Genomic DNA, 13,412 nt, shown 5'->3' on the forward strand with positions numbered 1-13,412 from the left:
CGCCGGGGCCGCTTGCGCCGGGGCCAGGGCCGGGGCCGCCGTCTTGCTCGCAGGCTGCGCCGGGGCCGAAGATTTGGCTTCAGGCGACGCCGGGGCCGCCGTCTTGCTCGCGGGCTGCGCCGGGACCGCTTGCGCCGGGGCCGGGGCCGCCGTCTTGCTCGCAGGCTGCGCCAGGGCCGAAGATTTGGCTTCAGGCGACGCCGGGGCCGGAGACTTGCCCGCAGGCTGCGCCGGGGCAGCTTGCGCCGGGGCAGCCGTCTTGCTCGCGGGCTGCGTCGGGGACGCCGAGGCCGGAGATTTGGCTTCAGGCTGGGCCGGGGCCGGAGATTTGGCTTCAGGGGACGCCGGGGCCGCCGGGGCGGATTGGGCGGACGCCGGGGGTTTGGACGCGGTCGCCAGCCAAAGGGTGAAGCCTTCCGCGTTTTTCTCCTTGCGGGTCACCCATTTCGCCAACGACTGCTCCAGGAGTTCATCATGCCCCTGATACTCGCAGGAAAACAGGGTCTCCCGGGCCGTGGCCTGCACCACCTGGGGATCCTTGACCCCTGGAATGGCCTTCAAGGCGTTCAAAAACTCGGTGAGCCGGGCCAGTTGCGCCTCATGGATCACCCGCAAACGCAGTTGATGTTTCATGCCCGGCTGCACCGCGTGCCCGCCGAGCCACTGTTCCACCGCCTGCTGAACCAGTTTGCCCGCCACCACAGGATACAAGGCGGTGGCGAGTTCTTCGGGAGTGGCCCCGCTTTTTTCCTCCCGGGCCTGAAAGGTGACAGGGGCGCTGTTGGGACGACTCACCACCAAGGTGCCGGAAACCCGCAGCCGGGCACCCCCCTTGCTGGCGGTCAACGGGGTGGATTCGGCCTTCACCACCCAGGCGTCCGAGGCGCCATAACGGGTGGAGGCCCAGTTCAACACCTCCGGATCCCCCTTCAGGGCCTTGTCCCAGTTCAGATGGGTCAAATCCTCCACATCCCCCAAAGGCTGCAACAACGATACCCCGTGTTCCTGCGCCACGTTGGGCATGGCCTTCCACAACCAAGTGGAAGGCCCTTCGGTGGCCTCCTCACGGGCGATCAGTAGCGCCAGCGGATAGGCCACCTCCCCGTGGGGAATCCCCTCCTTGACCAAGGCCGCCGTCACCTCCTTGCGGGAAAAAAACAGATCCACGGTCATGTCGAGCCGGTCGCCGACCTGTTTCTTGCTGCGCACCACAGTCCGTTCGGTCAGCCGTTTGGACTCCTTGAGCAAACCGGCAAGAAACTCCTTGCGGGCTTCCCGTTCCGGGGTGGGGAGCATGCGCTTGAACAGCCGTTGCAATCCCTCCCTCTGGGCCTGGGCCACGCCGGCATCCTGCATCACCTCGACGCTCTTGCCTCCCAGAAGCAACGAAATCTCCACATGACGCACCTCGTAAATCGATCCGCTTCCGGTCTCCGGCGCAGCCGACCACGCCACGGAACCCGGCATCAGCATCAAAACCCACAACACGATCAGCCACCACCCGGGAAACCAGCGGCCAGGACCGGAAAAATTGTTCATGATTGACCAGACTCCCCCATTTTGAATTCGATCATTCCACATCTCGTCCGGCTAGTGTACCCTTTCCGGATCAAAAAGACCAAACCCCCTTTGCACCGAAGGATGCATCCGCCCCATGTCCGCCACCGAAACTCCCGGCTTCACCCCTCCAGGGGACAGACCTTCCCTCACCTACCGCGATGCGGGCGTCGATATCGACGCGGGCAATCAAGTGGTCCACCTGATCCGTGACGCGGTGGCCTCCACCCGTCGTCCCGGCGTGCTGGGAGGTCTGGGGGGCTTTGGCGCCCTGTTCCGGCCCGAATGGCAAAAATTCACCGATCCCCTGCTGGTCTCCTCCACCGATGGGGTGGGCACCAAACTCAAACTGGCCTTCCTCACCGGTCGTCACGATACGGTGGGCATCGATCTGGTGGCCATGTCGGTGAACGATCTGGTGGTGCAAGGGGCCGAACCCCTCTTCTTTCTCGATTATTTCGCAACCGGCACCCTGAATCCAGAAGTGGCCGCCATGGTGATTCAGGGCATTGCCGCCGGCTGCCGTCAGGCGGGTTGCGCCCTGGTGGGAGGGGAAACCGCTGAAATGCCCTCCTTCTATCCCCCCGGCGAATACGATCTGGCGGGCTTCGCGGTCGGCATCGTGGATCGGCCCAAGCTGATCGACGGCTCCCGGATCACCCCCGGCGACGCGGTGATCGGCATCGCCTCCTCCGGTCCCCACTCCAACGGCTACTCCCTGATCCGGCGTCTGGTGATGGAACCCCACGGACCCGGCCTCAACGCCCCCTTCACCACACCCGAAGGGACAAAAACCCTCGGCGAGGTGTTGTTGACCCCGACGCGGATCTATGTCAAGGCGGTCTTGGAGCTGGCCAAACAGGTCACGGTCAAAGGACTGGTCCACATCACCGGTGGCGGATTCACCGAAAACATCCCCCGGGTCCTGCCGGATGGCACATCGGTCATTTTGGACGCAAAAAGCTGGCCCCGTCCAGCCATTTTCGACCTGTTGCAGCAATTGGGCAACATCGAGGAATCCGAGATGAATCGCACCTTCAATTGTGGACTGGGCATGGTGGCGGTGGTGGCGGAAACCGAATGCGCCGCAGCCCTGGCCAGCTTGAACGCTTCCGGAGAACAGGCCTGGCGCATCGGTTCGGTGGTGGCCCAGGCCAGCGCAGAGGATGCGCGGGTGATCATCCATGGCTGAACCCCTTCTGGCCGTCGGTGTGTTGATTTCGGGCAGCGGCAGCAATCTCCAGGCCCTGATCGACCGGATGGCGGATGGCACGATTCCGGCCCGCATCACCCTGGTGATCAGCAATCAGGCGGACGCCTATGGTCTGGAACGGGCCCAAATGGCGGGCATCCCCACCCGGGTGATCCACCACCAAGCCTTCCCGGACCGCCAAAGCTTTGAACAGGCCATGATCACCGCCTTGCAAGAGGCGGGAGTGGAACTGGTCTGTCTGGCTGGATTCATGCGGGTGCTGACCCCCTGTTTCATTCGCGCCTTTGAAGGGCGACTGCTCAACATCCATCCCGCCCTGCTGCCCGCCTTTCCCGGTCTGCACGTGCAACAGCGGGCCATCGACTCGGGGGCGCGTTTTTCCGGGGCCACGGTCCATTTCGTCACCGAAGAGGTGGATGCCGGTCCCATCGTGGCCCAGGCCGTGGTTCCAATCCTCGACCACGACACGGCCCAGACCCTGGCCGCCCGCATCCTCAGGCAAGAACACCGCATCTATCCCATGGCCGTCTCCCTGTTCGCCCGAAAACGCCTGCACATTTCAGGACAACGGGTCCACATCCTGGATGGCCGGGAAGAACCGGAAGCGGCGTTGATCGTTCCCACACCGGAGCCGTAACCCCTCGCCCAAAAAAAAGGGGTCCGGAGAACACTCTTCCCCGGACCCCTTGTTCATGAATGTTGTCAACCAATCCAGCCAACAGCCTGTCGAGCATCCGCGTCGCCAACCGCTTGTCACGCGGCGACCGACCACTCGGCGGCCAACGCTTCGGCGCAGGCCAGCTCTGCCGGAGTCATCTCTTCGGCGGACAGTTGCAGATTTTCCAAAGCATCCGCCAGTCCCCCATGGGCGGCCAGCAGAAACCACGCCCGGGCCTGCACCATCTCCCGGGTCACCCCGTCACCGGTGGCATACAAAATGCCCAGATTGTTCTGAGCCTTGGGATCCCCCTGGCGGGCGGCGGCCAGAAACCAAGCGGCAGCGGTGGCCGGATCCGGCTCCACTCCCAATCCTTCCAGGTACATGGTCCCCAGATCATGCTGGGCCGGCGCATACCCCTGCCCGGCGGATTGACGATGCCAATGCAAGGCCATGTCGTAATCCAGAGGCACTTCCACCCCTTCCAGGTACATGGCCGCGAGATTGTGCTGGGCCTTGGCATCGCCCCATTCGGCCAAAGTGGACAAGGTGGCGGCATACTCCCCCTCGTCGAGGTTGTAAAGGCCGTTCATATGGATGGATGGATTGGAAAGAAGCGTGTCAACGTTCAATACCGTGCAACCGCCTTGGGTTCCTCTGTTGACAAAAAATGATGAATCAACGACATTCCCCAACGTCAACAGCACAAACAAGCAACAAACAGGCCAAAAAAGCAACCCGCATCTCCATTCCTTCGGCTTCCAGGGCGCATGGGTGCTGATTTCTGTTGAGAAAAGGCAAGGACAGAAAGGAAACCTTAATGCGGCATGACCAGCGCCATCAAAGCCAAAAAACGACCGGGGATTGCCAAGCCAAACAAACGCCTGACAATCCCCGGCCCTGACCCGTCACCCCCTCGTCATTTGAGGGCGTCGATCGTGGCAATGACCGAATCGTTGGTTTGACCCGCGGGCAGCACCACACCCGTATCAATGGTGGAGCCGCCATTCAAGCGCCGCAAGATCAATACCCCGTCCGTGGCATCCACGACGCCGCTTTTGTCCACATCCAATTTCAGACCAGCCCCTTCGATGCTGGCCTTGACCGAAGCATTATCCTGCCCGGCAGGCAACACCACTCCGGTATCGATGGAAGAGGCCCCGTTCAACCGTCTCAGAATCAACACCCCATCCGAAGCATCCGTTCCAGCACTCTTGTCCACATTCAAGGTACCGGCATTGGACGATGCGTTGGTGAGGTTCGCGGAACAATTGACGCTGGTTCCACCGCTGACCCCGGCACAACTCCAGGTCCAAGGTCCGGTACCGGATACCGCGGAAGCGGTACCGGTGGCACACAGATTGGCGGCGGGAGCGGTGGCCACGGTCTGGTTATGGGCGGTTCCGCAGACGCCGTTCGCGGTGCCACTCACCGAACGCACCGCCGCGGCCGCGTCCATGGCGCCATAACCCCAGGCATCATTCGGATTGGTCGGCATCTCGACCCCGGAGGCGTAGGTGGGCAGATTGGCCGCCTGGGTATAGGTGTTGCTCTGCAAGGAAGTAAAAAGATGCCGCTTCGCTTCCTCCGGTGTGAGCTGCGGATTGGCCTGGAGCATCAACGCCACGGTTCCCGTCACATGGGGGGTGGCCATGCTGGTTCCCATGTAGGCCACATGCACTCCATCCGCCTCCACGTCAGACGCGGTCGCGGCCGCCGTGGCCGCCTTGGACAGGCTGGACATGATATAAGAACCCGGCGCGGTCAAATCCGGTTTCATGACCGGTTTTTTGCATTCGTCGGCGTTCTTCTGCCCCGCGGTGGTGTTGATATCGACGTATTTGGCGTTGGCGCTGCACACACGACGGGGACCGCGACTACTGAAGCCCCCCACATCTCCCAAGGGGCCGTTGTCGGCATTCTTGTCGGTCTCCCCGGAGGCCGTGCTCCAGACATAATTGGTGTTCAAGGCGGCCACGGCGATGGCCCGACGGGCGCTGGCCGAATCCGTGAGAATCCCTTTGGTGACCGCGGTCTTGTAGGTGCCGGTAAACACCGCGCCGGATTCGGTCTCGCCGCAAATGACGCCAAGCTTTTCGTTGGCCACCGGTACGGCGTCCGCACGAATGTTGAGGGTCCAGTTGCCGGTCGCCAAGGCATTGGTGCCTTTGCCCAAGGTGATCAGATACTGACGATCCCCGTTGGCGGAACTCGGCGCCGACGACGTGACATTGATCTTGCCGCAACCGACGGCATCGTAATCGGTCAAGGCGTTGCCAGCGGTGGTATAGGCGGTGGTGGTGCCGTTCGGGCAGACCAGTTGCACCGCATACTGATTGTCTCCGTTGCTCCAGAACTCCAATTTCTCTTCGGTGCGACCCGCCGGAATGGAAAAAGTCACCCCTACGGTTTGATCCTGGGTCATCGGGGCGAGTTCGGCGCGAATCGCCGCGTTGCCTTCATTGCCCGCCGCCGCCACCACGATCACGCCAGCCCCGGAAACGTTGTCGATACCCTTCTGGAAACTGCCCGTGCCGTCCCGGCTCCCAAAATAAGAACCCAGACTCAAATTGATCACCAACGGCTTGTTGAGCTGCTTGGCGACCCGTGTCATCCAGGAGATGGCGTCAAGCACCGGATCCCCGTTGGCCGCGACCGACTTGTCCAGGGCGTTGGCCACCAGCAGACCCGCCTCGGGAGCCACGCCGACGAAGCGTCCCGCCGCTTTCGCGTTGCCCGTGCCGCCACCGCTTCCAGCGGCAATGCCAGCCACATGGGTGCCGTGATTGTTGTTGTCATCCGGATTGCAGGCGCTGGTGCCGCTGGCGGTGGTGTCCAGCACCTGATTGATCGCCGCCGTGTCACACTCGGCGCCATACAACGCCGCGCCATCCGCGCCCGTGGGGGGAGTGGCACCGGTGACAGTGCGCTGATTCCACAACCGCACGATGCGGGTTTTGCCGTTGGCATCCCGGAAATCCCCATGATTGATATCAATACCGGAATCGATGACCCCCACCAGCACATCCTTGCCGGTGTTCCCCCCCCACCCTTGCGCCAACGAACCGGTACGCAGTTGATCGGCCTTGATGAAGGGCACACTCTTGTGCAAACGGGCAACCGGACGACTGGGGGTTTCCAGCCGCAGCACCTCCGGAAGGGCCGCCACTTGCGCTAGGCGGTTGATGGGAATCAAAACCGTCGCCACATCCCCCAATACGGAACGGACCACCACATCCAAAGCGCGCATGGCCACCAGTCCGTTGCCGGAAAATTGCACCGTGGCGGCCACCAGATCCTGTTTGTCCTCTGCCGCCCGCAGGGGATGGCTGCCGGAAGGGGGCGTGTAGGCCCGCAACTTGGAAGCGAGACCCGCATCCAGTTTATGGCTGGATTCGGCCCAGGCCGTTGTACTCACCGCAAGACTCAACACGGAGATGCCAAGAAGACGCCATAAAAACATATCCATTTCTCCCAATAGGGGGCCCTTTCAACAGGACCATTCTTGCCAATTCTATCGAGGGCCGCATCACATGGCCATCCATTAAGACCATTCCTTAAAGTCCATGCACCGTCAAACCGATTCCTCTCAGGAATAATTAAGCAGGCAGATGATAATGGCCCATTCAAAAGAATCAAGTCCATTTGCGGACAATCGGCACAGAAACCCCAAAAAAGAGAAGACACCTGTCAGAATTTTTCTCCACACCAATACGTACCAATCATTAACACGGACTCACACATCGGCACCCAGCTTGCCTGTCTGATCCGCATCGGATTGCAGCAAAGCGATACGCCGGTGTATTCATCCCCAAAAAAAACGCCGCCCGTGCAGACAACGCACGGGCGGCGACAATACTTCCAATCGTCCAGCCTTCTCTTCGACAACGGCTGGCGTGCCGATTCGGCACACCGTTGCCTCAACCCAGGCCGCACATTCCGCCGGCGCAACCACCGGACGCGCAAGGAGGCGGCGAGGCAGAGGGGGCCGCGCTGCGGGAGCCGGCGACCTGCACTCCACCGGTGGACAGGATCTTGCGAACCTTTTCCGCGCCACACTCCGGGCAGACACGCACCGGGGGGGCGGACATGGGATGATCCTGCTCGAAACGCAGGCCGCAACCATCACACTTGTAGTCGTAGAGCGTCATTTCATCACCTCACGGGAACCGTTTTGCCGATTGATCTCAACGATTCACCCGGCGTTCCACCCGGACCTTGACTTCGGGGATGATGTCGGGATGCAGACGGATGCGCACCGTGTGATCACCGAGGGTCCGAATGGGATAGGGCACATCGATGGAACCCCGGGGGGTCTCGATGCCCCGCCCCAAAAAGAAAGCGGCAATGTCGGAATTGGTGACCGAACCGAACAGTTTGTCGGAGGATCCGGCGGGACGATCCAGCACCACCTCCACGTCGGCGATCTTGGCGGCCAGGGCCTGGGCCCGCTCGAAGATCTCTTGTTGACGGGCCTCGAAGGCGAGCCGTTCCACCTCAAAGCGATCCCGATTCTTCCGGGTGGCGGGCAGAGCCTTGCCTTCCGGGATCAAGAAGTTGCGGCCATAACCGGCGCGCACCTGGACCACGGCGCCCAGATCACCCAATTTGCCAATCTTTTCCAAAAGTATCACTTCCATGGCTTATTAGCTCCCAGGGGGATTCCCCCCCTCCTTGCTGGTGCGGAAAAACCGAGTGCGAAAATCGACCCAGATATCAAACAGGCCCAGAGCCGTCACCACGAGGACGACCTGGTACCACAAAAACATGGCCAGATAGAAAAAACTCCGCACCACCCCGGAAACCGGGTAGCGGCGGAAAGCGGCCTGTACGATCGACATCCCCTGCATGAAATAGAGGATGGCCAGAACCAAAACCAGATTGGCCCCCAGCATGTGGAGAAAGCCGGAAGCGGCGAAGGCCGGCAAGGCCGCGCCGATGACCACCCAGACCAGGGGGAAAGGCAGACGCCATTCGGTCAGGTCCTCGACGGCGAACAGGGTGGTTCCTCCCCATTTGCCCACCAGGGTACGGGCTGCCAACAGGTTGCCCGCATGCAACAAAAACCACCCCGACACCACAAAGCCCGGCAGAAGCAGGGCCATGACGGCAAGCACCGGCTCCAAGACGGTACGGGCGTCGGCCAAGATTACGGCATCCCCTCCCTTCTTGGCAATGGTGGCCAGCACATGGGTCTTGAAGGTATCGAGTTTCAGCGCGGTTTCGGCCTGAAAATCGATGCCCATGAACAGCGTCCAGACAAAAAAGAGCAGCATGATGCCGACGCCCGACAAAAAGGCGACGCCCAGACAGTGGCTCACCTTCCACCCCGCCCGTACCATCCGGGCCGCCAACAGCGGGAAGCCGAAAAAGAGCAGGAAGGCGGTGAGGGGAAAACGCAGCCCATCCCCCAGGAGAAAGGCTCCCACCACGGGAATGGCCGCTCCGATCCACCCGGACCGGGAGCCACCCCACAGGGCGGTCAGGAGTACGGGCAAGGGGGCGACCATCTGCAACGGCACCAGCAGAGGCAGTCCCATGGGCAGGATCATCAAGACCAGGGCCTGCGTTCCCGCGACCACCGGATTGGTCACCCAGCCGAGGGGAGTCATGACAGGTCATCCGACCGGGTTGGGGCTACCCGGAGGCACCCCTTCATTCCGATCGACAAACGGCATGGCCCCCCGGATGACCAAGCCGTCCGGTTCACTTGACGAGGTGAGGCAACAAAGCGATGTTGCGCGCCCGTTTGATCGCCTTGCTCAGACGGCGCTGGTGAGGCGCACAGACACCGGTGATGCGGCTCGGGACGATCTTGCCGCGCTCGGTGATGAAACGAAGCAGCAGCTTGGGATCTTTGTAGTCGATCTGGAGCGCCTTGTCCGCACAGAACACGCACACCTTGCGACGGCGAAAGAAGGGACGACGGAATCCCCCGGCGGCACCGGCGGCGCCGGCAGGCCCCGCGGGACGGGCACCGGGTCCACCGGAAGCCCCACCAGCCGGACGGCCCCCCATGCGACCACCGCCACCACCGGGACGACCCGCCCCAAAGGAACGACCCGCGCCACCGAACGAACGGGCTGGCTGGGAGTCGAAAGTCGAATTGGAGTCATTGTCTTGATCGGACATGTCAAGCTTCCTCAATCCATGTTGACGCGCGGTTTGATTGCAAAGCCACACGTGATTCTAAAGGGGTCAGGACGGATCCGCGGAGGCGAGCATCCGGATCTCCATGGCGACCAGTTCCAGACGGCCCCAGCGGACCTTGCCATCCTTGACCCAACGTTTCTGATTCAGGCGTCCGGTCACCCGCAGCGTGCAACCGGGTGTCAGGGAGCGACAGCGGAGGGCGAGGTCTCCCAGAGCCATCACCGGCATGCGCGCTTCCAGACACAAGGATGAATCCGGCTGCTCGTGACGGGAACCATGTTCCATTTCCAAGAAGAGTACCGGACGGCCAGCCGGAGTCACCCGATAATCCACGGGTGCCAGGAGCTGGCCTTCCAGAAGCACCTGATTGGCCGCCGGGTGTGGGGAGTCCGGGGAGAGGCCGCATCCCGACAGAGATTCCGTCGCGACTTGGTCATCTCCCATCACACCCCCCGAAGCCCCGTTGAACCCGTGATCGCATCACAGGTCCAGGTCGTCTTCTTCCTCTTCTCCGTACTCCTCGTCGTCATCGTCCTGGGCGTCGTAATCGTCGTCGCCAGGCAAGAGGACATCGGGGGCATCGGCGGCCCGTTCACCGAACGGAGCCAGGGGAGAAGGCACCAGATTGGCCTTTTTGACACGGATGTTCTGGAATTTCAGCACATCCTCGTCGATCATCAAGCGGGCTTCCAGGTTGGCGATCAGGGGACCGCCGCCTTCCACCAGATTGAAGATGTAAAACCCCTTGGTGTTTTTCTTGAGCGGATAGGCCAATTGACGACGGCCCCACAGCTCGTTTTGAAGGATGGTTCCGCCACCGGCAGTGATGATGTCGGCCACGCGGGTGGCGACCTGTTCAACCTGTTCAGTGGTCAGATCCGGACGTACAATGAAGATGGACTCGTAAAAAGCCACGGCGCCTCCTTTCGGCTTGGTTCGTAACGGCTGGCCCCAAGGCACTCATACCCAGGAGCAAGGAGTTAATAAGGCCATGATGAAGAAAACACACCATTGTCACAGACAGGAATCCGGAAATCAAGAAAATATCCTCTTCCCCTGGAAAAATTCCCCACCGGTCTCCGGAATCGTCCCTTTTTTCACCACCCGGCAGGGAGGGGTCAGTCAGGGGAACTGGGACAGTTTCAATCTCGGGGATCATGTTTCAGACCGGCCCGACCACGTGAACACCAACCGGGAACGGCTGTTGCGCTCCCTGGCGCCCCACGGGCGGGAGTTGGCTTTGGTGAATCAAGTGCATGGAATCCGGGTCGAACGGGCGGGATGGCACGGCACCCGCCCGGACGCCGACGCGGTGGTGACCGATCGGGAGGGGGTGGTGGTGGGGGTGCTGACCGCCGATTGCGCACCGGTACTGCTGGCCGACCCGATGGCACGGGTGGTGGGAGCGGCCCACGCGGGTTGGCGCGGAGCGGTAGCCGGCATTGTGGAAAACACTATTGAAGCGATGGAGACGTTGGGCGCGGACCGAAATCGAATGCTGGCCATTATCGGTCCGTGTATCGGACCGGATTGCTATGAAGTGGACCTGACATTCCGGGATCAATTATTGAAATCCACGGAAAATAAAATGGAACAGGAGTGGCAAAAATTCTTTTCTAGGGAAAAGAAACCTGATAAAGTGAATTTCGATTTACCAGGATACGTCCTTGCACGGCTCATCAAGACCGGAATTGACGCTCGACAAATCATCAATCTGGAACAATGTACCTATGCGCTCGAATCCCTTTTCTTCAGTCACCGTCGGGCGGTCCATCGCGGACAAACCCCGTGCGGCAGACAACTCTCCGGGATCTTCCTGGTTCCGGATCGCCCATCCACTGACCGCCCTGCTTGTGGCCACGGTCCTTTTCCCCCTCGGCGCATCGACCGCCCAGGCTGACTCACCCCTGGATCGACTTATCACCAAAATCGCCATCCAGGAAAATCTCGACCCCGAACTGCTACGGGCTGTGGTGGCCACGGAATCGGATTTCAATAACGAAACCATATCCCCGGACGGGGCCGTGGGCCTGATGCAACTCATGCCGGAAACCGCACGCATTCTGGGAGTCAAAAACATCCACAACCCGGAACAGAATCTGCGCGGCGGCGCCCGTTATCTGGGCCGAATGCTCAAGCAGTTCCCCAACATCCCCCACGCGCTGGCCGCCTACAACGCCGGCCCCAAAATGGTCGAACGGTTCCAGGGTGTCCCTCCCCTGGCCGAAACCCAACGCTACGTAGGCAAGGTCTTAAGCTATTACAAAAAGAAACCCACCATCAAAAAACGTATCGATGCGGATAAAATTTTTCTTGATAAGTCCCCACTCGCCGATCCCCGGTTGAAACCTCAGAAAAACGCCCACATCGTCGCCAGGGTCGCCCCTCCGCTGCCCACACTGTCGATCCATCGCGCCAATATCCAGGCACGTCACGAACTGGTTTCGCCGAACGCCAATGGCAGACGAATTCCCCAATTCGCCCTGGCCTTGAGCGAACCGATCGAAGGAGAGAGCGTTCCGGTTTTGCGTGCCGCCCGTTGATCCCATTCTTCCTTGAACCATCGGGATTATCGGGATCTTGACCACCTTCTTGACACCGGCGATCCTCGCCTCCTGTCTAGATGAAAAAATCGGGCCAACCTGGCAAACCCTGTCACGCCAGGTTGCAACCCCGTCTCTGCTGCCGGCTGCGGTGATCGTGCCCCTGGTGCCACGGGACCGGGAGTGGGATCTGCTTTTCATCCGTCGCACCCAGACCGTCTCCCACCACAAAGGCCAGATCGCCTTTCCCGGTGGTCGCGCCGAATCCGCCGATACCACCCCCCTGGCCACCGCCCTACGGGAATTCCAGGAGGAGTTGGGCCTCGATCCGCTCCAGATGCATATTCTGGGCCGTCTGCCCCCCACGCCGACCCTGCAAACCGGTTACCTGATCCATCCTTTCGTGGGTCTGCTCCCCGCCCCGCCGATTCCGCGACCGGATCCGGCTGAAGTGGCTGGCACCCTGCTCATTCCCTTGAATGTTTTCCTGGAAAGGGTCAAACTCAACCCGGATACTCCACACTTCGACCATCAAGGCGAAGTGGTTTGGGGGGCCACAGCCAGAATCATGACACAATTCAGCGTCGCCATCTTGACGAGGTCCACATGCGCATCCTGATTTTCTTGACGCTGGGTATCGTCTCTTTAGTGGGACTCTTTTACGGTGTGCGCCTGGTATGGCTGGCCATCCATCCCGACTCGGCCCCCAAACCCCTGCCCGTACCCGACTGGTTCGATGAACGCTCCAGTCGCTGGATCCTGGTGGGCGGACTGATCGTGCTGGTGACCCTGGCCCTGGTGGACATCACCTCGACCCAGAAAGACCCCGGAGAACATCAACCCCCCCCCTCCGTCCCCTCCGTCCCGATCACACCCCGGACGCCCCACTGAAAACCGTTCAGCCCCGTTTCGCCAGCCAGTTTTGATAACAACGGGCGAAATACTCCTCCAACTGGTCGATCACCTCTCGGTCCGCCACCCCCATCACTTTGCCCATCAAAATCCGCGACGCCTCGGCCAACACCCCTTCGTCCGCCTCGATCATGGGATAACGCTTCTTGAGCCGTTTCAATCCCGCCACCGCGCTTTCCGTGGCAGGCCGGGGAATCTCCAACGGAACCTCCGGAATGACCGGTCCGACGGCCTTGTCCGACTCCCCGGCCTGTTCGCTGGCCAGAAAACGAGCGAAGCTCAGCAGCGTGCGTTGTTTTTCGGAATCCAACTCCCGCCAGATTTCCAATAACGCCTTTTTCTCCCGATCCACACTTCCCATCATCATGCCATCATC

General features: G+C 61.1%; 17 protein-coding genes. 7 read left to right on the forward strand and 10 right to left on the reverse strand.

Translation table 11 applies throughout. From position 1 onward, the window contains the following. Positions 1-1,539, reverse strand: a 1,539-nt coding sequence (locus tag HQL98_03555) for a DUF2066 domain-containing protein (GenBank protein MBF0271140.1), incomplete at its 3' end; no start/stop codon positions are given. A gap of 115 nt (positions 1,540-1,654) precedes the next feature. Between HQL98_03555 and HQL98_03560 the strand changes: the two genes are divergently transcribed. Beyond that, positions 1,655-2,749 carry a phosphoribosylformylglycinamidine cyclo-ligase gene (locus tag HQL98_03560; GenBank protein ID MBF0271141.1) on the forward strand — a complete coding sequence of 365 codons (1,095 nt, stop codon included), beginning with the start codon at positions 1,655-1,657 and terminating at the stop codon, positions 2,747-2,749. Then, entirely contained in the window at positions 2,742-3,407 is a 666-nt protein-coding gene (locus HQL98_03565) for a phosphoribosylglycinamide formyltransferase (protein ID MBF0271142.1), read from the forward strand. Before HQL98_03560 ends, HQL98_03565 begins: the two co-directional genes overlap by 8 nt. A 116-nt stretch (positions 3,408-3,523) precedes the next feature. On the opposite strand, the gene HQL98_03570 is transcribed toward HQL98_03565, so the two are convergent. Next, a complete protein-coding gene (locus tag HQL98_03570) occupies positions 3,524-4,021 on the reverse strand; it encodes a sel1 repeat family protein (GenBank protein ID MBF0271143.1) in 498 nt (165 codons plus the stop codon). A gap of 25 nt (positions 4,022-4,046) precedes the next feature. Here HQL98_03570 and HQL98_03575 point away from each other — a divergent pair, with 25 nt between their 5' ends. Continuing rightward, positions 4,047-4,259, forward strand: coding sequence for a hypothetical protein (locus HQL98_03575; protein ID MBF0271144.1), 213 nt, complete (start codon positions 4,047-4,049; stop codon positions 4,257-4,259). 88 nt (positions 4,260-4,347) lie between these two features. Here HQL98_03575 and HQL98_03580 read toward each other — a convergent pair whose 3' ends face one another. The 7 genes from HQL98_03580 to rpsF all read right to left on the reverse strand — a co-directional run bounded on the left by HQL98_03580 (position 4,348) and on the right by rpsF (position 10,496). Then, on the reverse strand, positions 4,348-6,891 hold the full coding sequence (locus HQL98_03580) for a S8 family serine peptidase (protein MBF0271145.1): 2,544 nt from the start codon (positions 6,889-6,891) through the stop codon (positions 4,348-4,350). Between the two features lie 457 nt (positions 6,892-7,348). Continuing rightward, entirely contained in the window at positions 7,349-7,579 is a 231-nt protein-coding gene (locus HQL98_03585; protein ID MBF0271146.1) for a zinc ribbon domain-containing protein, read from the reverse strand. Between the two features lie 36 nt (positions 7,580-7,615). Continuing rightward, positions 7,616-8,068 carry a 50S ribosomal protein L9 gene (locus tag HQL98_03590; protein MBF0271147.1) on the reverse strand — a complete coding sequence of 151 codons (453 nt, stop codon included), beginning with the start codon at positions 8,066-8,068 and terminating at the stop codon, positions 7,616-7,618. A 6-nt stretch (positions 8,069-8,074) separates the two neighbouring features. Further along, positions 8,075-9,040 (reverse strand): DUF2232 domain-containing protein, encoded by a 966-nt coding sequence (locus tag HQL98_03595; protein MBF0271148.1) that lies wholly within the window; start codon positions 9,038-9,040, stop codon positions 8,075-8,077. A gap of 94 nt (positions 9,041-9,134) precedes the next feature. Beyond that, positions 9,135-9,560: a 30S ribosomal protein S18 gene (locus HQL98_03600; GenBank protein MBF0271149.1), complete on the reverse strand. Its 426-nt coding sequence runs from the start codon at positions 9,558-9,560 to the stop codon at positions 9,135-9,137. A 66-nt stretch (positions 9,561-9,626) separates the two neighbouring features. Continuing rightward, positions 9,627-10,025 (reverse strand): single-stranded DNA-binding protein, encoded by a 399-nt coding sequence (locus tag HQL98_03605; protein ID MBF0271150.1) that lies wholly within the window; start codon positions 10,023-10,025, stop codon positions 9,627-9,629. A gap of 36 nt (positions 10,026-10,061) precedes the next feature. Beyond that, entirely contained in the window at positions 10,062-10,496 is a 435-nt protein-coding gene (gene rpsF, locus HQL98_03610) for a 30S ribosomal protein S6 (protein MBF0271151.1), read from the reverse strand. A gap of 79 nt (positions 10,497-10,575) precedes the next feature. On the opposite strand from rpsF, the gene pgeF reads away from it, so the two are divergent. Genes pgeF through HQL98_03630 form a run of 4 tightly spaced genes read left to right on the forward strand, consistent with a single transcriptional unit; the run spans position 10,576 to position 13,015 of the window. Further along, positions 10,576-11,481, forward strand: coding sequence for a peptidoglycan editing factor PgeF (gene pgeF, locus HQL98_03615; protein MBF0271152.1), 906 nt, complete (start codon positions 10,576-10,578; stop codon positions 11,479-11,481). After that, positions 11,435-12,124 (forward strand): lytic transglycosylase domain-containing protein, encoded by a 690-nt coding sequence (locus HQL98_03620; GenBank protein MBF0271153.1) that lies wholly within the window; start codon positions 11,435-11,437, stop codon positions 12,122-12,124. The genes pgeF and HQL98_03620 overlap by 47 nt, the downstream gene beginning before the upstream one ends. A gap of 37 nt (positions 12,125-12,161) precedes the next feature. Next, positions 12,162-12,743 carry a CoA pyrophosphatase gene (locus tag HQL98_03625; protein MBF0271154.1) on the forward strand — a complete coding sequence of 194 codons (582 nt, stop codon included), beginning with the start codon at positions 12,162-12,164 and terminating at the stop codon, positions 12,741-12,743. Next, positions 12,731-13,015 carry a hypothetical protein gene (locus HQL98_03630; GenBank protein ID MBF0271155.1) on the forward strand — a complete coding sequence of 95 codons (285 nt, stop codon included), beginning with the start codon at positions 12,731-12,733 and terminating at the stop codon, positions 13,013-13,015. Before HQL98_03625 ends, HQL98_03630 begins: the two co-directional genes overlap by 13 nt. A 7-nt stretch (positions 13,016-13,022) precedes the next feature. Here HQL98_03630 and HQL98_03635 read toward each other — a convergent pair whose 3' ends face one another. Beyond that, positions 13,023-13,400: a hypothetical protein gene (locus tag HQL98_03635; GenBank protein MBF0271156.1), complete on the reverse strand. Its 378-nt coding sequence runs from the start codon at positions 13,398-13,400 to the stop codon at positions 13,023-13,025. Between the last annotated feature and the right edge of the window lie 12 nt (positions 13,401-13,412).

The sequence above is a fragment of the Magnetococcales bacterium genome, assembly GCA_015231755.1.
Classification (GTDB): domain Bacteria; phylum Pseudomonadota; class Magnetococcia; order Magnetococcales; family Magnetaquicoccaceae; genus Magnetaquiglobus.

Bases quoted from the DNA above. Each gene is read 5' to 3' on its own strand.
- HQL98_03560 (MBF0271141.1), top strand. From the start codon at position 1,655: ATGTCCGCCACCGAAACTCCCGGCTTCACCCCTCCAGGGGACAGACCT.
- HQL98_03565 (MBF0271142.1), top strand. From the start codon at position 2,742: ATGGCTGAACCCCTTCTGGCCGTCGGTGTGTTGATTTCGGGCAGCGGC.
- HQL98_03570 (MBF0271143.1), bottom strand. From the start codon at position 4,021: ATGAACGGCCTTTACAACCTCGACGAGGGGGAGTATGCCGCCACCTTG.
- HQL98_03580 (MBF0271145.1), bottom strand. From the start codon at position 6,891: ATGTTTTTATGGCGTCTTCTTGGCATCTCCGTGTTGAGTCTTGCGGTG.
- HQL98_03585 (MBF0271146.1), bottom strand. From the start codon at position 7,579: ATGACGCTCTACGACTACAAGTGTGATGGTTGCGGCCTGCGTTTCGAG.
- HQL98_03590 (MBF0271147.1), bottom strand. From the start codon at position 8,068: ATGGAAGTGATACTTTTGGAAAAGATTGGCAAATTGGGTGATCTGGGC.
- HQL98_03595 (MBF0271148.1), bottom strand. From the start codon at position 9,040: ATGACTCCCCTCGGCTGGGTGACCAATCCGGTGGTCGCGGGAACGCAG.
- HQL98_03600 (MBF0271149.1), bottom strand. From the start codon at position 9,560: ATGTCCGATCAAGACAATGACTCCAATTCGACTTTCGACTCCCAGCCA.
- HQL98_03605 (MBF0271150.1), bottom strand. From the start codon at position 10,025: ATGGGAGATGACCAAGTCGCGACGGAATCTCTGTCGGGATGCGGCCTC.
- pgeF (MBF0271152.1), top strand. From the start codon at position 10,576: ATGAAGAAAACACACCATTGTCACAGACAGGAATCCGGAAATCAAGAA.
- HQL98_03630 (MBF0271155.1), top strand. From the start codon at position 12,731: ATGCGCATCCTGATTTTCTTGACGCTGGGTATCGTCTCTTTAGTGGGA.
- HQL98_03635 (MBF0271156.1), bottom strand. From the start codon at position 13,400: ATGATGGGAAGTGTGGATCGGGAGAAAAAGGCGTTATTGGAAATCTGG.